The following is a 22,227-nucleotide window of genomic DNA, read 5'->3' on the forward strand; positions in this document are numbered from 1 at the left end:
TCTTCCACTAGAGAATACTCAGTCGACACATATCCCAATCTTTAAGATTCGGCCAGCGTTCATCAGGGCTTGAGTTGTTATCAAGCATCGTTAACAGGTTTTCACATTTACTGTGCCTGACTTTTCGATAGGACGCTTTATGAATCGATCTCTATTTATTATTTTTGCAACTATTGCTTTAGATGCTATTGGTATCGGTCTTATTTTTCCGATTCTTCCTTTATTATTACAAGATATGACGCATAGCACTCATATTGCTATATATATGGGTATATTGGCCAGTCTCTATGCGGCCATGCAATTTATCTTCTCTCCCTTATTAGGTGCGTTAAGTGACAGATGGGGGCGTAGACCGGTCTTGCTTATTTCACTGGCTGGTTCGGCAGTTAATTATCTCTTTCTAACTTTTTCACATAGCCTAATTCTATTGCTAGTAGGTCGCATTATTGCTGGAATCACTAGTGCCAACATGGCTGTTGCAAGTACTTACATTGTCGATGTTTCTCAAGAAAATAACCGCGCAAAATATTTTGGTTTAATCAATGCTATGTTTGGTGCAGGCTTCATTATTGGCCCTGTATTGGGCGGATTCTTGAGTGAATATGGATTGAGGCTTCCTTTCCTTGTAGCAGCTATATTGACAGGGCTTAATCTTTTATTTGCATATTTTATTTTGCCTGAAACCCGACGGGTGACATCAGAGGGTAAGCAATTATCTACATTAAATCCTTTTAAAATATTTGCTGGAATTAGTTCAATTCGCGGCGTACTTCCATTTGTTATGACCTTTTTTATCTTTAGTGCGATAGGGGAGGTGTATGGAGTTTGCTGGGCATTATGGGGACATGACACATTTCAGTGGAGCGGTTTCTGGGTAGGGCTTTCTCTAGGCGCATTTGGTTTATGTCAAATGTTGGTACAGATTTTTATTCCGAGTCATGCTTCAAGATTACTGGGTAATCGTAATGCCGTGCTAATCGGTATTGCTTGTTCCTGTTTGGCTTTAGCAGTAATGGCTTTTGCTCAAAGTGGTTGGATGATTTTTGCCATTATGCCTATTTTTGCGTTAGGGAGTATGGGTACACCTTCATTGCAAGCATTAGCTTCTCAAAAGGTTTCTGCTGACCAGCAAGGACAGTTCCAGGGAGTGATAACTTCTACGGTAAGCTTGGCCTCTATGATAGCCCCTTTGTTTTTCTCAACTCTTTATTTTCAATTTCAGAAAAAATGGCCGGGAGCAATTTGGTTAAGTGTAATTTTAATTTACCTGATTACTTTACCTATCATTTTGTATAGTACCCAACCGGTCGAACAACAAAGATAGCAAAGTGGAGTTGGGCTCTTTATTTATACTTAAACAAATACTCTATAGCTAAATGACTCCTAGATCATTCTAATTTAAAACGTCACTTCATGACGCCGAGCGTACTTCCCTAGATTAAATTTAAGAATGCGAAATGATATTTTTTAAACGATGCCATAAATGAGTCGTTTGATATGTCTGATCGCATTCGGGAAAAACTACAGATTCTTGCTGATGCTGCTAAATATGATGTGTCTTGTTCATCAAGTGGCAGTGACCGTAAAAATAAAGATAAAGGTCTGGGGGATGCCAGTCATTCGGGTATTTGCCATAGCTATACCGAAGATGGCCGCTGTGTATCTCTCTTAAAAATTCTATTTAGCAATGTGTGTATTTTTGACTGCGCCCATTGTGTTTCACGCCGTTCTAATGACGTTCAGCGTGCAGCATTTACGGTGCAAGAGGTTGTAGACTTAACTATTAATTTTTACCGCCGTAATTATATCGAAGGCTTATTTTTAAGCTCAGGCATTTTTAAATCGGCAGATCACACGATGGAGCGTATGCTTCAAGTCGTGAAAAAGTTGCGTCTTGAAGAAAACTTTAATGGTTATATTCACCTAAAAACAATTCCGGGAGCATCGCCTGAACTGATTCATGAAGCAGGTTTATATGCTGACCGGATGAGTATTAATTTAGAGATGCCGACCGAAATTGGGTTAAAAACTTTTGCGCCAGAAAAATCACATCAGGAAGTACAAAAAGATTTAGGTTTAGTTCGTGACAGACTCATTCAACTTAAAGATGAGCGACAAATTATTAAGCGCGTGCCGAAATATGTACCAGCAGGGCAGACTACGCAAATGGTTGTTGGCGCTCATCAAGAGTCAGACCAAGATGTTTTGTTTATGGCTGACAAACACTATAAAGAATTTAAACTCAAACGTGTCTATTTTTCGGGTTATATCCCAATTAATACTGAAAATAATTACTTGCCCGCAGTTGGCTCTGCACCGCCATTATTGAGGGAAAACCGACTCTATCAAAGTGACTGGCTGATGCGTTTTTACGGTTTTGAAGTCAATGAAATCGTCAATGAAAAACACCCTAATTTAGACCTTGATGTAGACCCAAAATTAAGCTGGGCCTTAAGGCATCCTGAACAGTTTCCGGTAGATTTAAACCGTGCAGATTATCAAATGATTTTGCGTGTACCGGGCATTGGTGTGAAATCAGCCAAGAAAATTGTGCAGGCTCGCCATTTTGGAAAAATCCATATCGATTTACTTAAAAAACTCGGTGTGGCCTACCAACGAGCAAAATTCTTTATTCGCTGTGAAGACAGTCCAAAATTCCAAAAAGAATTGTCTTCAAGTTTTATTCGGCAGCAGATTTTAACGCAAGGCTCATCGAAATATGTACAGCAACTCTCGCCACAATTAAGCCTTGGGTTTTAGCTATGTTTAATGATGAAGTCGCTTACTATTTTGATGGTTCAATGGTTGGGCTGCTGAGCTGTGTGTTTCGTGCATTTCAATTTAAAGAATTACAGGTCAGGCTCTGTTTGAATGATGCAGCTCAACATGGCTTATTTGCTGATAAAATTGAGGTTTCAAATAACGAGCAACACGCCGAGCGTGTTTGGTCCGCGCTACAAAAAAAGCTTTCATCTTCTTCCTTAAAACAATTTTATTTTGCCTCTTTATCTGAATCGTTAGATGCCTATCAGCATTTATTTAATTATTGTATTTATGTGTTTAGTAGTCATTCTTCTGTAGAAAAAGATTATTCACATCCCAGTGTTTTAGCGATTGCACAGTGGACAAAAAAGGTCGGGCGAGAGAAGCATCGAATGGAGGCTTTTATTCGGTTTAAGAAAACCAAAGATGAGCTTTTTTTAAGTCTGGTTCGTCCTGACTTTAATGTTTTACCACTCATTCAGCCGCATTTTAAACGGCGTTATCAAGATCAGCGTTGGCTGATTTATGATGAGCAACGCAAGTTTGGGCTGTATTATGATTTACGGGAGATACATGAAGTTTCACTCGAAGCTTCTGAAGTTGACCGCAATTTAAAAAATGGAATGAGTCAAAGTTTTCAGCTTGAGCTAGATGAGCAAGAAGTCTTATATGACCAGCTTTGGAAGGATTATTTTAAAAGCGTTAATATTACGGAACGCCAAAATATTAAGCTTCATGTGCAATATTTGCCTAAACGTTACTGGCGCTATTTAAATGAAAAATTAATTGAATATTAAAACATTAAAATAGTAAGAGTACATTCAACAGGTTTTCTGATAATTGAAAGATATAATTTAAATGCACTTTATGTGGCTTTGGGCGTATACTTTTGCCCGTTATAAATAACGGCATATCCCCTAAGGTGTACTGTGAGTGTTATACAGCCAGAATGGTTACAGATTTTAAAACCGAATTTTAAGGTTTTACCCCTAAAAGAACGGTTGCTTTGTGGCGTTGGAGCGCTATGTGGTTTAGCAATTTCCTCATTAATTAGCTGGTATGTTTTAGGCGGAATTAATGCTTGGTACATTGCACCAATGGGGGCTTCATCTGTTCTCTTATTTGCTGTACCTACCAGTCCATTGGCTCAGCCTTGGAATGTTATTGTCGGTAATACATTAGCCGGAATTATTGGGGTCGCCTGTGCACAGTGGATTCCGGATTTAACCACGGCTTTTAGCGTGGCTGTGGGTTTTGCCATATTTTTGATGATGACTACCGACTCCTTGCATCCACCTAGTGGGGCAGTTGCGATTACGGCTGTGTTGGGCGGTGCTGCTATTCATAAATTAGGCTTTTATTTCGTTTTTTATCCGGTTCTGCTCAACTCATTACTTCTACTCGGTTTTGCTGTATTTTTTAATCGATTGATTGGGCGACATTATCCGGTTACTGCACATTTAAATGAGCGTAGTAAAGATCCAACTCCCACTCAAAAAGTATCAATTCAGCCAAAAGATATTGAGTATGCATTAGAACATCATACTGAATTGTTAGATATCAGCCAGTACGACTTAGAAAAAATCATTTTAGAAGCGCAAGAACATGCCAATGAACGCATGGTGAACCAATATACCTGTCAGGATATTATGAGCCGAGATGTGATTAAATTGCATGAAAATGATGATATTCATCAGGCATTAGATAAATTTAAACAAGAAAATCTCATGAGTTTGCCTGTAGTTAATGCAGACAACCATTTAGTGGGTACTTTGGCGCTATATGAAGTTGTGGAATGGTTTAAAGGGGCAACAGATCCAAGAAACTCATGGCAGCATTACGTAAGACAAATTATGAGTCGTCGAGTAGTCACTGTACTGCCAACTCAGCCGATTCAAGACCTTGTACCTTACTTTGTTGAGAAGTCTTTTAACTATATTCCGGTGGTTGAGGAACGAAAACTGATTGGAATCATTAGCCGTGCAGATATGATTGCGGCTTTACAACAGCAGTTAAATCGTAAATTGTAATTTTAAACATAAAAAAAGCTACGGTTGATTAGGGGATGCAACCGTAGCGACCAAAATAAACTAAGTTATTTAATGTATTTGTTCTTCTCGTACAGTGCGAACAGGTTGTTGATAACCTTGCACTTGTTCTGGCTGTTTTTTAGGAATTACCAACCATAAAACTAAGTACACTAAAATCCCTGGAAAAGCCGCGCTCATTATCGAAACTAACACAAAAATAATGCGTAATAAATTTGCATTCCAACCAAAACGTTCAGCAATACCGCCCATTACACCGGCGATCATGCTTTGTCGGTTCGAGCGATATAAACCAGAATTGGCCATCTAAGTCTCCTCAAATATATAAGTTACAAGGAATCATTTATTCACTTGGTTAATAAGAATATGGAGCCAATCCGAATGAATTAAAGGTTCACAAAACTAAAAATGGTTAAAATATGTAAATGGTTTAAATCAATGAAAGCAACATCTACTAAAATGCACTGTTTCGGGGCTGAAAGTGTTTGTAGCAGCGATGATATCGTTCCTGAACAATAAGGTTGAACTGTAGCATTGCTGTTGTATGTGAATGATGTATATGTCTTTGAAGTGGTCTGGTCTTTTAATGAAACATTTGGGTGTGGCAGCCATCTTGTGTATGGGGTTAAGTGCCTGCGATGTAAATCATGCCGACTCTAAAGATCACTCCGCGGTAGCAACGACTTCTAGACATGAAGATAGTTTGATTAAAAGCACCACGAAGGTTAAAACTTTAGATGATGCAGCGGGGCGAACTTTCTTGCCTGAGGGCGTCCCAGGTCAAAGCTCAAAACTATCCGAAGCAGACCAACAATATGCAGGCCGTTATCACACTCGTATTTCATGTGAAGATAATTTTGCCGATTGTGAAACAGGCGAGGCAGAATATATTTTAAATTTATTACCTGATGGAACTGCGTATTGGAATGTTGTTCATTTTGGTCGTGTTGGTAGTAAAGATGGCTCAAAAAGCGCAGTCATCAATCAATTATGTCCTTCCTTGAAATGGAAGGTCGAACCTGCCGCTCATGAGTTAACGATTCAATGTCCTTTATCAGATGTTAACTTCTATTTTGATATTGATGCAAAACAAAGATTAGTCGTAAATTTAGAAAAATTATTTTATAGCGATTTTGGTAAAAACCGTGAGTTTTTGGAACAAAATTATTTTGTTCCTACAAAAGCTTATGTACTTGATAAAGAGTAAAGCCAATTTTAGCAAAATAAAAAAGAGCGCAATATCAATTGCGCTCTTTTGATTTTAGAGTCTATACATCATTAGTAGTCGAAACTAAAGTGTTCCGCTGGTAATGAAGTCAGCGTACGAGAAGTCGTTACCATTGATTCTGCATGACCTTGAGCACGTGGTAATAAACGGTCAAAGTAGAAATCTGCAACTTTAATTTTTGCTTTATAGAACTCAGGAGTTTCTTGGCCATTACCTGCTTCTAATTTTTCAGAAGCGACAACTGCTTGTTGTGCCCAGAAATAAGCCATCATCACATAGCCTGAGAACATCAAGAAATCTACAGAAGCAGAAGATACGATGTCACGGTCTTTACGTGCAGCAAGCATGATACGAACAGTTAAAGTGTTCCACTGAGCACAAAGCTTTGTTAAGTCCCAAGCAAAACGACGTAAGTATTTATTACGAGCATGTGCAGCACAGAACTTTAAGATTTCAGCAGTGTATTCACGAACTACTTTACCTTTTGAGCTTAACAACACTTTACGACCAATCAAATCAAGTGCTTGAACACCAGTTGTTCCTTCATACAGAGTAGAGATACGGGCATCACGTACGATTTGCTCCATACCCCATTCTTTGATGTAACCATGACCGCCGTACACTTGCATACCGTGGTTAGCAGCTTCTAGGCCAAGCTCGGTCAAGAAACCTTTTAAAATTGGTGTATAGAAACCAAGTTTATCGTCATAATCTTCAAATGCAGCTTGGTCACCGCGTGTCAAAGCATCTGTCATTTTGTCAGCAAGCTGTGCTGCGTAGTAGATCATTGAACGACCACCTTCAGCGATTGCTTTTTGAGTTAATAACATGCGGCGTACGTCAGCATGGTGAATGATTGCATCAGCAACTTTATCTGGATCTTTTTTACCTGAAAGGGCACGCATAGACATACGTTCTTTGGCATATGGTAGAGCGCCTTGGAAAGATAACTCTGCATGGGCAATACCTTGAACCGCAGTACCAATACGCGCTGTGTTCATAAAGGTAAACATGGCATGTAAGCCTTTGTTTACTTCACCAATGAGGTAACCTGTTGCATTATCAAAGTTCAATACAGCAGTTGCAGAAGCACGGATACCCATTTTGTGTTCGATTGAACCACAGCTTACAGTATTACGTTCACCTACGCCGCCATCCGCAGTTGGGATAAATTTAGGGACGATAAATAATGAAATACCACGAGTACCTGCTGGTGCATCTGGAAGACGTGCAAGCACAATATGAATAATATTTTCTGTTAAATCATGCTCACCGGCAGAAATAAAGATTTTTGTACCAGAAATTTTATAAGTGCCGTCAGCTTGTGGTTCAGCTTTGGTTTTTACCTGACCTAAGTCTGTACCACATTGAGGTTCGGTTAAGCACATTGTGCCGCTCCATGTACCTTCAACAAGTTTCGGCATATACGTTTGTTTTTGCTCATCTGTACCGAATTGCAAAATAGTATTCATACAGCCTGAGCTTAAACCTGGATACATGGTAAATGACCAGTTCGCAGTACCCATCATCTCTGATTTAATCAGATTTAAAGACATTGGTAGGCCTTGACCACCAAATTCTTCAGGATAAGAAAGGCCTTGCCAGCCACCCATTACAAACTGGTCATAAGCTTCTTTAAAACCTTTTGGTGTTTTAACTTCGCCGTTGTCAAAATGGCAACCTTCTTCATCGCCAGATTGGTTAAGTGGAGACAGTACATTTTCACAATAATCTGCTGCACCTTCAAGAATCATATCTACTGTATCAGGATCTGCACTTTCACCATTTGATAAAGTTTTGTAGTGAGCAGGATAGTCTAGTACTTCATTCATTAAGAAGCGGATATCGTGTAGCGGAGCTTTATATGCTGGCATGGCTTTAATCCTAATTTTGAATCATTGTGGGATTATCTGAATCGATGATTTGATTATTCACTCGCATGATAAAAATACAATGTTAATCGCACCCGAAAGGAATGTCAGAAAAGCGAATTTTGTCGAAAATAAATACACCTGAAATTATAATTTCTGCTAAAGTCGGGACTTATACTTTTATGTGAAAAAACAACTAATTTTTTATTTTTAGCAAGTTTTGTTAAAAAGATAAAGCGATAAGGTTTTAAAAAAGGTTATGCATTTAAAATATCTCAGTTTATGTTTATTTAGTTTGGGCTTGACGGCATGTGCACAACACGGCGTGCGTCCACAGGTGGCATCTGCGAGTTTAGAGCAAAAAGCCATTCAAAGTGTTAATGCGATGTATGAATACCCAAGTTATGATTATCGCGGAAACTTTAAAATTACCGTTGATCCTTCACAAATAAAGCAAAATGTAAAAGCTGAGAATACTGCTAAGCTAGATGCTGAATTACAAAAGAAAGTTGATCAATATTTACGTGAGCAAAAAGTTGCCTTAAGTAAAGCACAGAAACAAACCTTATATGCGGCGATTGCAAATGAACAAGGTGATTGGGGACTGACTTCATCAGCACGTTCTGAAAAAATTAATACCGTATTATTTAATTTGTTAAATGATCTTCAGTTTAGTTATGACGGCTCGATACATTATCGTCAAAAAATGGGTTCATTTAATTTAACTGCTAGATATGAAAAACCGACACTTTTAGTTCAGGCAAAATTGCCAATGGTGCTTGATCTTGAGAATTATAAGTTCTACATAAATTATTTTGGTTTGATGCCATATTTGGTCAATAAAGATAATCAAAATAATTTAGCTTATGTTGATTTCTCAAAATATAAAGCCTTCTTTAAAAATGTCGATCAGAAGAAGTTTATTGAATACCTTAAAGCTTCAAGTGCTGTTTCATACCGATTAGCTGAACCGCAAAACCTACAACGTGTATCGTTGACTGAGGCTGATCGTAAAGCAGGGGCGGTTGAAAGAATTCGTTTAAAGACGACGGTTGAGCAACTACTTTTAGAAGTAGATTTGTTTGGGCAAGTTAATGAAAAATATCTTCAAAAAAGTGTTTTAGGTCTTGATGAGGAAAAACTTGCTGAAACGCTTGCCGCAGAGATTGCTGCTTCTGATGCGAAAAAAGGCACTGCAGGTAAAGAAGAACAAAAGGTTTCTTCTGATGACGCCGCTGCTGTTAGCCAACAGTTGTACTCCCTTGTTAATGCTCATTTAGGTAATACCTCTACTTCTGAAGATGAGGAAGTAGAGTCTGCTTCTAGTGAAGAGGCGAGTGATGTAGCTGTAGCAGAGACTGAACAAACTTCAGAAAATGAAGAAGTAGTTGCACTGACGGAAGATCAATGTATTGAATTAAAATCACTTAAAAACCCGGTCGCTTTAGGGGATATTAATTATTGCCAAATCTACGGTATTGATGTCCTGGATCAGAGCGATACAAGTATTCAAAAAGCGCAAATCAAGTCTCGTCAGGACGCTTTAAAGCAAACTTTTGAAGCTTATAACCAAAACCAGTTTATTAATGATGAAGCATTCAAAGCTCTTTGGTTAAAACATAAGGATGAAATTGAACAAGCTTTACCGAAGCAAAGAAACCCAATCACAATTGATGTGGCTTTAGATGACAAAGGCCGTGCAGTCAATATGGATTACGATGTTGATTATACGCCAGCTGAGTTTAAGCACCGCTTCAATATTAAAGCGGATATGCAAATTCTGAATTATGGGAAAGCGACTTCAATTGATCAGCAGCAGCTTAAACAAGCTAAATCTGTGGCTGAAGCAAGTAAAGGTTCTATGCTGGAAAACTTTATTAAAGGTTTTAGTGAAAAGCTTGGGCAAAGTGATGTTTCAGAGCACCCTGTGGGCACACATAGTGATGTACAAGATTTAGATGCAAATCTGGCTGTACTTGCAGATAAAACCTATGATGCAATGCATGCTTATGACAAAACTTATAAAGCAGTATTTATTGCCAAATTGACTGCCGAAAAACCGTCATATATTAAGTATTACTCAGTTCAACAACTCCAAGAAATTGCTGAGGTTTATGCTTACTGGTTCTCTGATGAAGATACATATAATCCTCAAGGAAAAGCCTTAGAGCGTATTACCGCTTTACAGAAAAAACATCATCTTGAACAAGATGATCAGTTTGACCACGAGTTAGGACGTGCTGTAGATCATATTGTATTAACGACTATACAAGGTAAAACAGGGCGTGAAGCTTGGCAGAAGCTACAGAAGCAATATAAACAGCCAGCCCAACTTTTCTCAAAACAGTATCAGTCAGAGTTTGAAAAACAAAATGGTATTTCTGCTGAAGAAAAGCATCTGTTATCAGAAACGGCTGATATTTTAGGGAATGTTTATGTGGCTGCTCGTAAAAAACAGCTTTCGGAAAAAACAATTCAGAACTTAAAACCTGAACATAATGAATTTATCGATTATGAAATTTTCCGAGAAGTTTATAAGCAAATGGTTGCCGCTAAAAAATAATGAGTAAGATAAAAAAAGAACCTACATATGTAGGTTCTTTTTTTGGTTTATAGAAAATCTTTTAATTGTGGTCGTACACCATTCCAAATAGAGAAGGCTTCAATAGCTTGGCCTACTAACATGCCAAAACCTTCCGCATAAGGCACATTACGCTGTTTCGCTTGATCAAGGAAACTAGAAGGTTTGCCATAAGCCATTTCATAGGCATATTTAAATTTTAATTTTTCAGGTAGTTGTAAAGCATCGCCTGAAAGACTTGCCGAAGTTGCATTAATCACAATATCAAAATCGCCTTCTAAATCATTTAGGGAAATTGCTTGTAATTGGGCTTGTGGAACTGCTGTTTTTAAGTCATCTACAAGTTGTTCTGCACGAGCTAAAGTTCGGTTTGCAATGACGATTTTTTTGGCACCAGCCTGTACAAGGGGATAAATAACACCACGCGTTGCGCCACCAGCTCCTAAAATTAAAATAGTTGTATTTTCAAGATTCCATTCTAAAGCTTGAATTGCGGCAACTAAGCCTTGGCCGTCTGTATTGTCACCATGCAATTTGCCATTTTCCATCCATAAGGTATTTACAGCTTTAGCAATTTGAGCACGCTCGGTTAACACATCACATAAAGCAAAAGCTTGCTCTTTAAAAGGAACAGTAACGTTCATACCACTGCCGCCTTCTGCAAAAAAACTTCGCATGCTCGATTCAAAACCGTCAAGAGGAGCAAGTCGTTTTTGATAGTTTAGATCAACACCTGTTTTTTCAGCGAAAGCATGATGCAATTCAGGAGAGCGTGATTGTTCGATCGGATTGCCAATTACTGCAAACTGTTTGGTCATTCTTGTATCCAAAATTTTAAAATGGCATAAAGCAGATAGAGCCTGCACTGAATATTCAGCAGGCCTCACTATAAGTCAAAATAGCACAAGAAAAAATATTTGAATGAAGGCAAATAGAAATCAAAAAAGGAGATTCTTTAGGGTGGAAGCCAAAGAATCCCCAAAACAAAAAATTAGGCGACTTTTTCTTCTAAACCTAACCAATCACGAGGTTTTAAATAGTAGTCAGTTAAACGCTTCTCTGGAGAGTCTTCATCCCATTCAGGGCGATAAGACCATGCAGCTAGATTAGGTAAGCTAACTAAAATCGACTCAATACGGCCACCTGTTTGTAATCCAAACAACGTACCGCGGTCATACACCAAGTTATATTCCACATATCTGCCACGGCGATAAAGCTGAAATTCGCGTTGAGCTTCGGTATAAGGCTGTTCGCGGTGTTTTTCGAAAATTGGCAAGATCGCATTTAAATAGCCATTACCTACGGCTTGAATATATTTAAAGCAGGTTTCAAAATCCCAGCAATTTAAATCATCAAAGAATAAACCGCCCACACCACGTTGTTCATCGCGATGCTTTAAATAGAAATAGTCATCGCACCATTTTTTATGTTCAGCATAAACATTGTCACCAAAAGGCTTACACAGGTCATAAGCAGCTTGGTGCCAATTTAAAACATCTTGGTCATCTGGATAAAATGGCGTTAAGTCAAAACCTCCACCAAACCACCAAATCGGATCTTGACCTTCACGCTCTGCAACGAATAAGCGGACATTCGCATGCGAGGTTGGAATATTCGGGTTTTTAGGGTGAATGACTAAAGACACACCTAGCGCTTGAGCTTTTGCCCCTGCAATTTGAGGGTGACGTTCTGTTGCAGAAGCAGGCAGTTTACTAATGTTGATATGTGAAAACATCACACCGCCTTTTTCAATCACTGTACCATTTTGCAGTACACGTGAACGGCCGCCACCGCCTTCAGGGCGCTCCCAATCATCAATGATAAATTCTGCTGTCCCACCACCAGCTTTTTCTTGTTGTTCTAAACCGGCACAAATACGGGCTTGTAAATCGAGGAGAAATTCGCGGACACGTTGAATATCTGTTGAAGTCGGATGTTGCATAATGACCCTCAAAGATGATCGAAATAGATTAGATACATCAAAACATAAATCCATAAAAAAAGTAAGGGATTTTTTCTAATTCCTGAAAAAATCCCTTAAATATAATTTTTAAATTTTGGACTCGAAATCAAAAATCATCTTTTTGGTAAAGGTGATCCATTCTTTCACGTTTGGTTTTTAAATATTGTTCATTAAAAGGGTTACGGCCGACAGTTAAAGGTACACGGTCTACGACATTAATACCTTGATCTTTGAGTGCCTGAATTTTTAAAGGATTATTGGTAATTAATTTAACTTCTTTCACTTTTAAGTGGTCGAGCATAATACTGCACATATCGTAACGACGTGCATCGGCGGGTAAATTCAGTAGTAAATTGGCATCTACTGTATCGTGCCCCTGATCTTGCAGGGCATAAGCACGAATTTTATTGGTTAAACCAATACCGCGTCCTTCTTGGCGTAAGTATAAAATTACACCTTGTCCTGCTTCATTGATGAGTTTCTGAGTGGCTTGTAGTTGTGGGCCACAGTCACATTTCAATGATGCAAACGCATCACCCGTTAAGCATTCAGAATGTACGCGGACCAAAACAGGACCCGTTGGCGGATTTTCTAACCCTTTGGAAAGTGCCACATGTTCTTCACCTGTTACGGGATCTTGAAACACAGAAATATTGAATTCACCAAAAGCGGTCGGGAGTTTTGATGTTGCAATGAACTCTATAGGCACAGATTAACTCATCTTTTAACCGAAAACGGTTTAAAGTATAGCGTAATGCTGGGAGATTGGTCGAATTGTCATAATCATTTTGCACACTAAGGTTTTCTTTTTTGTATAAAGAAGACGATAATAGTTGATAAATAGTCAGATTATTCAGGATAATCTGCCAACCATACCCATACTGTATGAGAGACTGCTTTGCATGATCTCGTTCGCAAATGTGGCTGATTGAAGGTGACTTCATTCGATTGTATGATCGACCCATTTTGACCCAGCTTAGGATTTGCCAGGCTTATAAAGGCTTTGCCACATATGTTGTATACCGAAATTCCAACTCAACGCCCTGTTACGCCATTGTTAGATGCGATTGATCATCCTCAACAATTACGTCAGCTCGAGCATAGCCAATTACTACAAGTGGCTGATGAGTTGCGTCAATATATTTTATATGCAGCAGGCCAGAGTGGTGGCCATTTCGGTGCTAACCTCGGCGTGGTTGAGCTGACGGTAGCGCTGCATTATTGCTTTAATACACCAAATGACCGTTTAGTTTGGGATGTGGGACACCAAGCATACCCACATAAAATCCTGACTGGACGCCGTGAACAAATTACGACCATTCGCGCTAAAAATGGATTGGCTGCTTTCCCTGCCAGAGAAGAGTCTGTTTTTGATACCTTTGGAGTAGGGCATTCTTCAACTGCTATTTCAGCTGGTTTGGGTATGTCTTTGGCACGTCGCTATCAGAAAGACCCATGTGAAGTCGTTTGTATTGTGGGTGATGGTGCAATGACTGCGGGCATGGCATTTGAAGCAATGAATGATGCTGTTGCTCATGATGCAGATTTAATTGTTGTACTCAATGACAACGATATGTCGATTTCTTGCAGTACAGGTGGCTTTGCCAAACATTTAGCTGCAATTTGGGAAAAAGGTCATTTAGTTAATGTCAATGAACATGGTGAAGCTTATATCCAGCCACACCCAAAATGGACATATAACTCTCGATTACACCAATCGGCAACCGATGCGGCAGATAATTTATTTAAAGCAATTGGTTTTGATTATTTCGGGCCTTTTGACGGACACGATGTCACTCAGTTGGTTCAGGTGTTCAACGCGCTCAAAAAACGCAAAGGTCCACGTTTAGTTCACGTTTATACCAAGAAAGGTAAAGGCTTTGCTCCTGCTGAAGCAGACCCGATTACTTACCATGCGATTGGCAAAATTAATGCTGCTTCGGGCGGGAAAACACCACCAAAATACTCTGATGTGTTTGGTGAGTGGTTGTGTGATGAAGCTGCACAAGATGAGCGTTTGCTCGCAATCACGCCTGCAATGTGTGAAGGCTCGGGTATGGTTAAATTTGCGAAGCAATTTCCTCAGCGTTTCTTCGATGTCGCGATTGCAGAGCAGCATGCTGTAACACTTGCAGCAGGAATGGCATGCGAAGGGCTAAAACCTGTTGTCGCCATTTATTCAACATTCTTGCAGCGTGGTTATGATCAGCTTATTCATGATGTCGCATTGCAAAATCTTGACGTGACTTTTGGTATTGACCGTGCAGGCTTGGTTGGTGAAGATGGTCCAACGCATGCAGGTGCATATGACTATGCTTATATGCGTACTGTGCCTAATATGGTGATCATGGCACCGAAAGATGAAAATGAATGCCGTCAAATGCTTCATACAGCCTATGCCTATAATGGCCCGGCTGCGGTACGTTATCCGCGTGGTGCAGGTGTGGGCGTCGAAATCCAAAAAGAGATGACTGTTCTTGAATTGGGTAAAGCTGAAATTGTTGCAGAAATTAAAGCAAACAGTGATGAGCAGATTACGGTTTTAGCATTTGGTAGTCGTGTCATGGTTGCTCTGGAAGCAGCTGAGCAATTTGCGCAAAAACATGAAGTCAGTGTGTGTGTTGTAAATATGCGCTTCGTAAAACCGCTTGATGAACAAATGATTCGAGACTTGGCTGAGCATACTCATTTATTCGTGACAGTTGAAGAACACGCGATTATGGGTGGTGCGGGTAGTGCAGTGAATGAGTTTATGGCTCAAGAACAAATTGTTAAACCTATCATTAATTTAGGTCTACCAGACTCGTTCTTGCATCAGGCGACACATAATCAAATGCTACAAGATTGTGGTTTAGATGCTAAGGGTATTTTGAACTCGATTGAGCGAGCATGGCTTAAGGTAAATCAGGTGGTTTAATACCTCAATAAAATTTTTCGAAACATTTTTTCCCAAAAAGCGTATTCATTTGCTAAAATGGATACGCTTTTATGCATTATTCTTTGTCAAAATCTTCAAATTTGTATTGTAGTGGGTGTTCAATGGAACCTATGGTGGTGATGGCTGCGCGTGCGGCTCAAACAGTTGGTCAAGAGCTTTTAAAAGCGCATCAAAATCGTCATAAGCTCGATTTGCAAGTTGAAGAGAAAGGCATTGATGGTCCTGTAACACGTGTAGATCGTTATTTAGAACAATTGACGATTGATACATTACGTAAAAGTTATAAAAACCATAGCTTCTTAGGTGAAGAGTTCGGTTTGCAAGAGGGCAAAGGCCACGATGCAGACTGGTGCTGGGTGATCGACCCTCTTGATGGCACGCAAAACTTTATTAATGGTTTCCCTCATTTCTGTATTTCTATTGCTGTTCAGCACAAAGGTGTTACTCAGCACGGCGTAATTTACGATCCAGTACGTGACGAATTGTTTTCTGCAAGTCGTGGCCGTGGTGCAGTGATGAACCAGCGTCGTATTCGCGTAAATGTAAAAGACAGCCTAGAAAATACATTCTTGGCAGTAGGTCACCCTTACCGTGCTAAACGTGCTGGTGAAATTGTGTCTTATGCAGAACAACATTTCGCATCACTCTTGGCGGTAACACAAGCGGGTGCTCAAATCCGTCGTGGTGGTTCAGCTGCTCTCGACTTAGCTTATGTTGCTGCTGGTCGTTTTGATGGTTTCTTTGAACTTGGCTTAAAACCATGGGATATCGCTGCTGGTGAGCTTATTATCAAGGAAGCTGGTGGTGTTGTGGTTGACGCACGTGGTGGTAATGATTCACTTGAAAATGGTCAAGTGATTGCATGCTCACTGAAAATGTTAAAGCCATTAATGCAAACTGTAGTTCCTGCTTGGGACAAAGCTGCAAAATAATTTAAAAAATTATTTCTGAGTAAGACCCTCTTTTTATAGAGGGTTTTACTTTTTAATGGTCGGTAAAATACAAATAACAGTAGAAATACCGAGAAAGTTGATTAAAACACATGACTTTTAAATTCTTTCTGCTATAATCCGCCCACGCACTTAAATTTCCGTTCATTACCTGAACATTCTGTTCTATTCATTGTAAGCGCACGCTGTCCATAGAGAGGACCATTTCTTGCGCCCCAATCGCTCAGCGATTCTTCAGGTTGCGGCCGTAATCAAGCGTGCGTTTAGTCCACATCGTCGTTACTCGGATTGCTGCTGAATAATAAGATTCAGCTAATATTTGCTTTGCCGCTTTTGCCGATGTCTATTTGTATTTATTAAAAATGGAGCACCCTTTGGGGTGGAACTCTCTATGAGCAAAACTTTTGCCGAATTTTCTTTGCACGAAACCTTACAACAAGCTCTTGAAGGTTTAGGTTTTACTAACCCAACTCCTGTGCAAGAACAATCTATTCCTGCTGCTTTAGAAGGTAAAGACCTTCTTGTTTCTAGCCAGACTGGTTCTGGTAAAACTGCTGCATTCTTATTACCGACATTACATAATTTGGCAGGTCAAGATACTTTCGTTCCGTTCAAAGAACGTATGAAAGCAGTGACTCAGCCTAGCATTTTAGTTTTATGCCCAACACGTGAATTGGCTCAACAAGTTAGCCAAGACGCAATTGCTTTTGTACGTCACATGAAAGGTGTTCGTATTGCTGCAATTATGGGTGGTATGCCTTTTGGTAAACAAATTCAGCAGCTTAAAGGTGCTCAAGTTGTAGTTGCGACTCCAGGTCGTTTATTAGACTTAGTTAACCGTCGTCAATTAAAGCTAGACAAAGTTGATGCTTTAATCGTGGACGAAGCTGACCGTATGTTAGACCTTGGTTTCTCTGAAGACTTAGAAGCGATCAGTGATTTGGCTGCGAATCGTGGTCAAACGTTAATGTTCTCTGCAACTTTTGCTGACCGTATTATTCGTCTTGCTGAGCGCATGATGAATGAACCTGAGCGTATTGCAATTGAAACTGGTCACAGCACCAATACTGACATCACCCAAACTTTACACTGGACAGATGGTTTCGAACACAAGAAGAAACTTCTGACTCACTGGTTGGCTGATGAAACACTTGACCAAGCTGTTGTATTCGCGAGCACACAAGAAGATACAGATATGTTGGCTGAAGAACTTGCAGAAGCAGGTCATTCAGTTGTTGCACTTCACGGTGCAATGCCGCAAACAGTTCGTAACCGTCGTTTACGTAGTATTCGTGAAGGTCGTGCGAAAATCTTAGTTGCTACTGACGTTGCTGCACGTGGTCTTGACGTTCCAACAATTTCACACGTTATTAACTTCGGCTTACCAATGAAGCATGAAGATTATGTACACCGTATTGGTCGTACAGGTCGTGCTGGTCGTACAGGTCAAGCGATTACTTTAGCGACTTATCGTGAACGCGGTAAAATCCGTGCGCTTGAAGATTACTTAGAAGCTCGTTTAAATGTTTCTGAAATTGAAGGTTTAGAGCCATCTCCACCTCCAGCTCGTCCACGTCGTGAAGGCGGTCGTGGTGGTAACGGTGGCCGTGATGGTCGTCGTGGTGGCGGTTTCGGTGGTGGTCGTCGTTTCGAGGGTGAAGGTAACTTCAAACGTCGTGAAGGTGGTCGTGATGATCGTCCACGTCGTAGCTTTGATGATAAGCCTCGTGGTGAGCGTCCTGCTTTCGGTGGTGAAGACCGTCCACGTCGCGAGTTCAATTCAGATCGTCCACGTCGTGAAGGTGGTTTTGAAGACCGTCCAAAACGTAGCTTCGGTGGTGAAGATCGTCCACGTCGCGAGTTCAACTCAGACCGTCCACGTCGTGAAGGTGGTTTTGAAGACCGTCCAAAACGTAGCTTCGGTGGTGAAGATCGTCCGCGTCGCGAGTTCAACTCAGATCGTCCACGCCGTGAAGGTGGTTTTAATGATAAGCCTCGTTTTGATTCAAATGATGACAATCGTGGTAACCGCGTAGACTATAAACCACGTCGTGAAAACGGTTTCGGTGACCGTCCACAACGTAGCTTTGGTGGTGAAGATCGTCCACGTCGTGAAGGTGGTTTTGGTGATCGTCCAAAACGTAGCTTCGGTGGTGAAGACCGTCCACGTCGCGCAGTTCGCGAAGAACACTTTAATCAAGAATCTCGTGGTGAGCGCCGTCGTAAATTCGACCGTTAATCTTTAAGAGATTTAAAAAAAGGCCAGTTTACATACTGGCCTTTTTTATTTTTTAGTTTTGTTATAAAATAACAAAGTGTGAAACAGTTCAATGTTTATTGTAATAATGCGTAAAAGTAAGCGAAAAGAGTCGCCTTTGGCATGGTTGAGTAAATTTTTATTTCAACGTGGTTTGCCATATCTTTTTATTGCACTTGCTTTGTGCAATGGAATCTACTTTGCCTATGCTTTATTAACTGGCCATTTCGTAGACCAGTTTCAAGTTCTCGATCAATAAATTTCTTTTCAAAATCTAGCTCATATTCCTATATTAGCTTGTTTTGCTTTTGTCAAAATTACAACAAGATTCCCAAAATTCAGTGTTATAGTATGCGGGCATAAAAGTGCAGGAATGATTGCCATTATGAATAATAAAACTCCTCTCTCGACTCAATCACTGATTGAAGTGAAAAACTTGAGTTTTAACCGAGGGGAACGCGTCATTTATGACAATATTAGTTTAAATATACGTCGAGGCCAGATCACGGCCATTATGGGACCATCTGGTACAGGTAAAACGACTTTATTACGCTTGATTGGTGGACAGCTTGTTCCCGATCAGGGCGAAGTTTTGCTTGATGGCAAAGATATTGCTCAAATGTCACGTCAGGAATTATTTGCAGCACGTGCGCGTATGGGAATGCTGTTCCAGAGTGGAGCTTTATTTACCGATATGTCGGTTTATGAAAATGTCGCTTTTCCAATTCGTGCGCATACTAAGCTTTCTGAAAATCTCATTGCAGAACTGGTCGCTTTAAAACTTGAATCGGTGGGCTTGCGTGGAACAGAACAGCTTATGCCTACTGAGTTGTCAGGTGGTATGAACCGACGGGTCGCTTTAGCTCGTGCAATTGCGCTTGATCCCGATTTAATTATGTATGACGAACCTTTTGCGGGGCAAGACCCGATTGTGAAGGGTGTTTTAACACGTCTCATTCGTTCATTGCGAGAAGCTTTAGATCTAACAACGATTATTGTTTCGCATGATGTTCCTGAAACCCTATCTATTGCTGACTACATTTATGTTGTAGCGGAAGGGAAGATTCAAGGGGAAGGAACGCCAGAAGAATTACAAGCTTATGCTTCTCCATTTGTAAAACAGTTCTTAACCGGCTCGGCAGAAGGTCCGGTTGAATACCAGTTTAGCCACCAAGCTTATTTAGATAACGAGGTTCGTCCATGAATACGATTGCCTGGTTAGGTAGACTCGTTATTGAGCGGATTCGAGGGATTGGTGTTGCGGCATTGATGCTCTTACAGATTATTTTTTCATTACCTTCAGCGGGCGGTTTTGGACGTTTCGTCTATCAAATGCATCGTGTAGGGGTAATGTCTTTACTCATTATCACGGTATCAGGTTTATTTATTGGTCTGGTACTCGGATTGCAAGGCTACTCAATATTAGTCAATGTTGGTAGTGAATCAATGCTAGGCACAATGGTGTCTTTAACTTTATTGCGTGAGCTTGCACCGGTCGTTGCAGCTTTGCTCTTCGCTGGACGAGCAGGTTCTGCATTGACTGCTGAAATTGGTTCGATGAAACAAAGTGAACAGCTTGCCAGTATGGAAATGATTGGTGTTGATCCTTTAAAGCAAATCGTATCACCACGTCTTTGGGCTGGTATAGTCAGTTTGCCAATGTTAACCGTTATTTTTGCTGCGATTGGTATTGTTGGCGGTAAATTGGTTGGAGTTGACTTTCTTGGCGTTGATGAAGGCTCCTTTTGGAGTGGTATGCAAAATAATGTTCAATTTGGCCACGATGTCGTAAATGGCATTATTAAGAGCATTGTATTTGCTTTGCTGTGTACATGGATTGCTGTTTTCCAAGGATATGCATGTGATCCGACACCTGAAGGCATTGCAACGGCAATGACCCGCACGGTTGTATATTCTTCATTATGTGTTTTAGGTTTTGATTTCGTGTTGACTGCGGTCATGTTCGGAGGGATTTAATGAAATCACGTACTAGTGAGCTGGCCGTAGGTATCTTTGTCATTATCTTCGGTATTGCTTTATTCTTTTTAGCAATGAAAGTGAGTGGTTTAGTGGGCACGAACTTGAGCGATGGCTACACCATGAAAGCTCAGTTTGATAACGTTAATGGTTTAAAGCCTCGTGCTAAAGTGACGATGAGCGGTGTAACAATTGGCCGCGTTGATTCAATCACGCTTGATCCGGTTACACGTTTGGCTACGGTTACTTTTGATCTTGATGGAAAACTGACAAGCTTTAATGCTGAACAGTTAAAAGAAGTTCAAAAAAATGCTTTAGACGAATTACGTTATAGTTCTGATTATACGCAAGCGACTCCAGCGCAACAAAAAACAATGGAACAGCAACTGATCAGTAACATGAACTCCATCACAAGTATTGATGAAGATGCTTATATAATGGTTGCAACCAATGGTTTATTGGGTGAGAAATATTTAAAAATCGTACCGGGTGGTGGTCTAAACTACCTTAAACGTGGCGATACTATTTCTAATACCCAAGGAACGATGGATCTAGAAGATCTTATTAGTAAATTTATTACTGGTGGTGGCGCAGGTAAGGTTGCCGCTGGTTCATCCTCAGCAGAAGAAAAAGCTCCTGCAAGTACTGACAGCAGTGCACAGCCGTCATTTGTTGAGTAAGAGATTATTTGAAGGAGTGGTTCCAGGTGAATACGTTGTTTAAACAAACCCTTACAGCAAGTATTTTGTCTACTATGATTGCTGGTACAGCTTTTGCTGCACCTTCAGAAGCACCACCTGACTTTATTAAGCGTGTTGCTGATGGCTTGATTTCTCGTTTAAAAGCCGATCATGCTAAATTGCAAAATAACCCAGCATTAGTAAAAACAATTGTACGCCAAAACTTAGACCCGTATGTTGATTCACAAGCGTTTACTCGTATTGTGATGGGTACTTATGCAACAAACCAATATAGTACTGCTGCACAGCGTGCTCAGTTTGAAACGAACTTCCGTAATACATTAATTGAGAATTACGGTAGTGCATTTGCTAAGTATACAAACCAAACTTACACGATGCGTCCATATAAGGCGACAGCTGGTAAAAACCCTGTTGTGACTTTAGATTTTAATCACAATGGTGAAAAAATTCCTGTGTCGTTCCAGTTGGCAGACAAAGGTTCGCAATGGAAAATCCGTAACATCAATGTTTCTGGTATTGATTTAGGATTGCAGTTCCGTAACCAGTTTGCTGCAACTGTGAAACGTAATGGTGGTGATTTGAATAAAGCAATTGCTACGTTCCAACCTGATGCAGATGCTGCTGTTAATCAGAATAAACAAAAATAAGTAGGTGAAGAGTGGTTCAGTATCTTAACCAAGAGTTAGTTGTTTCAGGCAAAATTGATTTTGAAAATGCTGAACAACAATACCAAGCTGGATTGGCAATTATTAAAAAGCAAACAAGCTTTCCTTTAATTGTTGATTTAAAGCAGCTTGAGCATGGTAATACGTTAGCCTTGGCTGTTTTAGTGCAATGGCTACGTCAAACTCCACAAAAGTCTGGGTTACATTTTAAAAATGTACCGGAGAAGATGCTGAAAATCATTCAAGCCTGCCATTTGCAAGAAGACCTACATTTGGTTTGATGAG

The 22,227-nt window shown here is 40.1% G+C and carries 20 protein-coding genes; 15 read left to right on the forward strand and 5 right to left on the reverse strand.

The window, feature by feature from the left end:
- Positions 1-139 precede the first annotated feature (139 nt).
- The 4 genes from G9371_RS13510 to G9371_RS13525 all read left to right on the forward strand — a co-directional run bounded on the left by G9371_RS13510 (position 140) and on the right by G9371_RS13525 (position 4,793).
- Positions 140-1,324 carry a TCR/Tet family MFS transporter gene (locus G9371_RS13510; RefSeq protein WP_029424131.1) on the forward strand — a complete coding sequence of 395 codons (1,185 nt, stop codon included), beginning with the start codon at positions 140-142 and terminating at the stop codon, positions 1,322-1,324.
- 173 nt (positions 1,325-1,497) lie between these two features.
- Positions 1,498-2,760, forward strand: coding sequence for a putative DNA modification/repair radical SAM protein (locus G9371_RS13515; RefSeq protein WP_165471281.1), 1,263 nt, complete (start codon positions 1,498-1,500; stop codon positions 2,758-2,760).
- 2 nt (positions 2,761-2,762) lie between these two features.
- Positions 2,763-3,560, forward strand: coding sequence for a TIGR03915 family putative DNA repair protein (locus tag G9371_RS13520; RefSeq protein WP_029424133.1), 798 nt, complete (start codon positions 2,763-2,765; stop codon positions 3,558-3,560).
- Positions 3,561-3,692: 132 nt separating this feature from the next.
- The gene (locus G9371_RS13525) at positions 3,693-4,793 is read left to right on the forward strand and encodes an HPP family protein (protein WP_000111462.1); all 1,101 of its coding nucleotides are present in this window, start codon (positions 3,693-3,695) and stop codon (positions 4,791-4,793) included.
- A gap of 69 nt (positions 4,794-4,862) precedes the next feature.
- Here G9371_RS13525 and G9371_RS13530 read toward each other — a convergent pair whose 3' ends face one another.
- Positions 4,863-5,117, reverse strand: coding sequence for a PspC domain-containing protein (locus G9371_RS13530; RefSeq protein WP_000013717.1), 255 nt, complete (start codon positions 5,115-5,117; stop codon positions 4,863-4,865).
- A gap of 253 nt (positions 5,118-5,370) precedes the next feature.
- Between G9371_RS13530 and G9371_RS13535 the strand changes: the two genes are divergently transcribed.
- Positions 5,371-6,018, forward strand: coding sequence for a hypothetical protein (locus G9371_RS13535; protein WP_025470149.1), 648 nt, complete (start codon positions 5,371-5,373; stop codon positions 6,016-6,018).
- 71 nt (positions 6,019-6,089) lie between these two features.
- Here the strand turns inward: G9371_RS13535 and G9371_RS13540 are convergent, their stop codons facing one another.
- A complete protein-coding gene (locus tag G9371_RS13540) occupies positions 6,090-7,913 on the reverse strand; it encodes an acyl-CoA dehydrogenase C-terminal domain-containing protein (RefSeq protein ID WP_001112080.1) in 1,824 nt (607 codons plus the stop codon).
- A 256-nt stretch (positions 7,914-8,169) separates the two neighbouring features.
- Between G9371_RS13540 and G9371_RS13545 the strand changes: the two genes are divergently transcribed.
- Positions 8,170-10,473, forward strand: coding sequence for a hypothetical protein (locus G9371_RS13545; RefSeq protein ID WP_029424134.1), 2,304 nt, complete (start codon positions 8,170-8,172; stop codon positions 10,471-10,473).
- Positions 10,474-10,520: 47 nt separating this feature from the next.
- Here G9371_RS13545 and aroE read toward each other — a convergent pair whose 3' ends face one another.
- The 3 genes from aroE to ribA all read right to left on the reverse strand — a co-directional run bounded on the left by aroE (position 10,521) and on the right by ribA (position 13,163).
- Positions 10,521-11,309: a shikimate dehydrogenase gene (gene aroE, locus G9371_RS13550; RefSeq protein WP_000166005.1), complete on the reverse strand. Its 789-nt coding sequence runs from the start codon at positions 11,307-11,309 to the stop codon at positions 10,521-10,523.
- Positions 11,310-11,482: 173 nt separating this feature from the next.
- Positions 11,483-12,433 (reverse strand): oxygen-dependent coproporphyrinogen oxidase, encoded by a 951-nt coding sequence (gene hemF / locus G9371_RS13555; RefSeq protein WP_001164616.1) that lies wholly within the window; start codon positions 12,431-12,433, stop codon positions 11,483-11,485.
- A 127-nt stretch (positions 12,434-12,560) separates the two neighbouring features.
- The gene (ribA, locus tag G9371_RS13560) at positions 12,561-13,163 is read right to left on the reverse strand and encodes a GTP cyclohydrolase II (RefSeq protein ID WP_001121174.1); all 603 of its coding nucleotides are present in this window, start codon (positions 13,161-13,163) and stop codon (positions 12,561-12,563) included.
- A gap of 303 nt (positions 13,164-13,466) precedes the next feature.
- On the opposite strand from ribA, the gene dxs reads away from it, so the two are divergent.
- The 9 genes from dxs to G9371_RS13605 all read left to right on the forward strand — a co-directional run bounded on the left by dxs (position 13,467) and on the right by G9371_RS13605 (position 22,223).
- The gene (gene dxs / locus G9371_RS13565; protein ID WP_000967377.1) at positions 13,467-15,371 is read left to right on the forward strand and encodes a 1-deoxy-D-xylulose-5-phosphate synthase; all 1,905 of its coding nucleotides are present in this window, start codon (positions 13,467-13,469) and stop codon (positions 15,369-15,371) included.
- Between the two features lie 122 nt (positions 15,372-15,493).
- Positions 15,494-16,324 (forward strand): inositol monophosphatase family protein, encoded by an 831-nt coding sequence (locus G9371_RS13570; RefSeq protein WP_000433617.1) that lies wholly within the window; start codon positions 15,494-15,496, stop codon positions 16,322-16,324.
- 409 nt (positions 16,325-16,733) lie between these two features.
- Positions 16,734-18,581: a DEAD/DEAH box helicase gene (locus tag G9371_RS13575; RefSeq protein ID WP_000047395.1), complete on the forward strand. Its 1,848-nt coding sequence runs from the start codon at positions 16,734-16,736 to the stop codon at positions 18,579-18,581.
- 91 nt (positions 18,582-18,672) lie between these two features.
- Complete coding sequence (locus tag G9371_RS13580) at positions 18,673-18,858, forward strand: hypothetical protein (protein ID WP_000471151.1); 186 nt, start codon at positions 18,673-18,675, stop codon at positions 18,856-18,858.
- A gap of 126 nt (positions 18,859-18,984) precedes the next feature.
- Positions 18,985-19,803 carry an ABC transporter ATP-binding protein gene (locus G9371_RS13585; protein WP_002019647.1) on the forward strand — a complete coding sequence of 273 codons (819 nt, stop codon included), beginning with the start codon at positions 18,985-18,987 and terminating at the stop codon, positions 19,801-19,803.
- Positions 19,800-20,576, forward strand: a complete 777-nt coding sequence (gene mlaE / locus G9371_RS13590; RefSeq protein ID WP_001091949.1) for a lipid asymmetry maintenance ABC transporter permease subunit MlaE — start codon at positions 19,800-19,802, stop codon at positions 20,574-20,576. Before G9371_RS13585 ends, mlaE begins: the two co-directional genes overlap by 4 nt.
- A complete protein-coding gene (locus G9371_RS13595) occupies positions 20,576-21,256 on the forward strand; it encodes an outer membrane lipid asymmetry maintenance protein MlaD (RefSeq protein WP_000842362.1) in 681 nt (226 codons plus the stop codon). The genes mlaE and G9371_RS13595 overlap by 1 nt, the downstream gene beginning before the upstream one ends.
- A gap of 26 nt (positions 21,257-21,282) precedes the next feature.
- Entirely contained in the window at positions 21,283-21,924 is a 642-nt protein-coding gene (locus G9371_RS13600) for a phospholipid-binding protein MlaC (protein WP_001093907.1), read from the forward strand.
- Between the two features lie 11 nt (positions 21,925-21,935).
- A complete protein-coding gene (locus G9371_RS13605; RefSeq protein WP_000250997.1) occupies positions 21,936-22,223 on the forward strand; it encodes a lipid asymmetry maintenance protein MlaB in 288 nt (95 codons plus the stop codon).
- The last annotated feature ends 4 nt before the right edge of the window (positions 22,224-22,227 follow it).

Origin of the sequence: Acinetobacter sp. EKM10A (assembly GCF_011075215.1) — a bacterium.
In the GTDB taxonomy this organism is placed as follows: domain Bacteria; phylum Pseudomonadota; class Gammaproteobacteria; order Pseudomonadales; family Moraxellaceae; genus Acinetobacter; species Acinetobacter baumannii.

Coding starts and splice junctions, on each gene's coding strand:
- G9371_RS13515 (WP_165471281.1), top strand. CDS start 1,498: ATGTCTGATCGCATTCGGGAAAAACTACAGATTCTTGCTGATGCTGCT.
- hemF (WP_001164616.1), bottom strand. CDS start 12,433: ATGCAACATCCGACTTCAACAGATATTCAACGTGTCCGCGAATTTCTC.
- G9371_RS13510 (WP_029424131.1), top strand. CDS start 140: ATGAATCGATCTCTATTTATTATTTTTGCAACTATTGCTTTAGATGCT.
- G9371_RS13575 (WP_000047395.1), top strand. CDS start 16,734: ATGAGCAAAACTTTTGCCGAATTTTCTTTGCACGAAACCTTACAACAA.
- mlaE (WP_001091949.1), top strand. CDS start 19,800: ATGAATACGATTGCCTGGTTAGGTAGACTCGTTATTGAGCGGATTCGA.
- G9371_RS13595 (WP_000842362.1), top strand. CDS start 20,576: ATGAAATCACGTACTAGTGAGCTGGCCGTAGGTATCTTTGTCATTATC.
- G9371_RS13535 (WP_025470149.1), top strand. CDS start 5,371: ATGTCTTTGAAGTGGTCTGGTCTTTTAATGAAACATTTGGGTGTGGCA.
- dxs (WP_000967377.1), top strand. CDS start 13,467: ATGTTGTATACCGAAATTCCAACTCAACGCCCTGTTACGCCATTGTTA.
- G9371_RS13540 (WP_001112080.1), bottom strand. CDS start 7,913: ATGCCAGCATATAAAGCTCCGCTACACGATATCCGCTTCTTAATGAAT.
- G9371_RS13580 (WP_000471151.1), top strand. CDS start 18,673: ATGTTTATTGTAATAATGCGTAAAAGTAAGCGAAAAGAGTCGCCTTTG.
- aroE (WP_000166005.1), bottom strand. CDS start 11,309: ATGACCAAACAGTTTGCAGTAATTGGCAATCCGATCGAACAATCACGC.
- G9371_RS13520 (WP_029424133.1), top strand. CDS start 2,763: ATGTTTAATGATGAAGTCGCTTACTATTTTGATGGTTCAATGGTTGGG.
- G9371_RS13530 (WP_000013717.1), bottom strand. CDS start 5,117: ATGGCCAATTCTGGTTTATATCGCTCGAACCGACAAAGCATGATCGCC.
- G9371_RS13545 (WP_029424134.1), top strand. CDS start 8,170: ATGCATTTAAAATATCTCAGTTTATGTTTATTTAGTTTGGGCTTGACG.
- G9371_RS13585 (WP_002019647.1), top strand. CDS start 18,985: ATGAATAATAAAACTCCTCTCTCGACTCAATCACTGATTGAAGTGAAA.
- G9371_RS13570 (WP_000433617.1), top strand. CDS start 15,494: ATGGAACCTATGGTGGTGATGGCTGCGCGTGCGGCTCAAACAGTTGGT.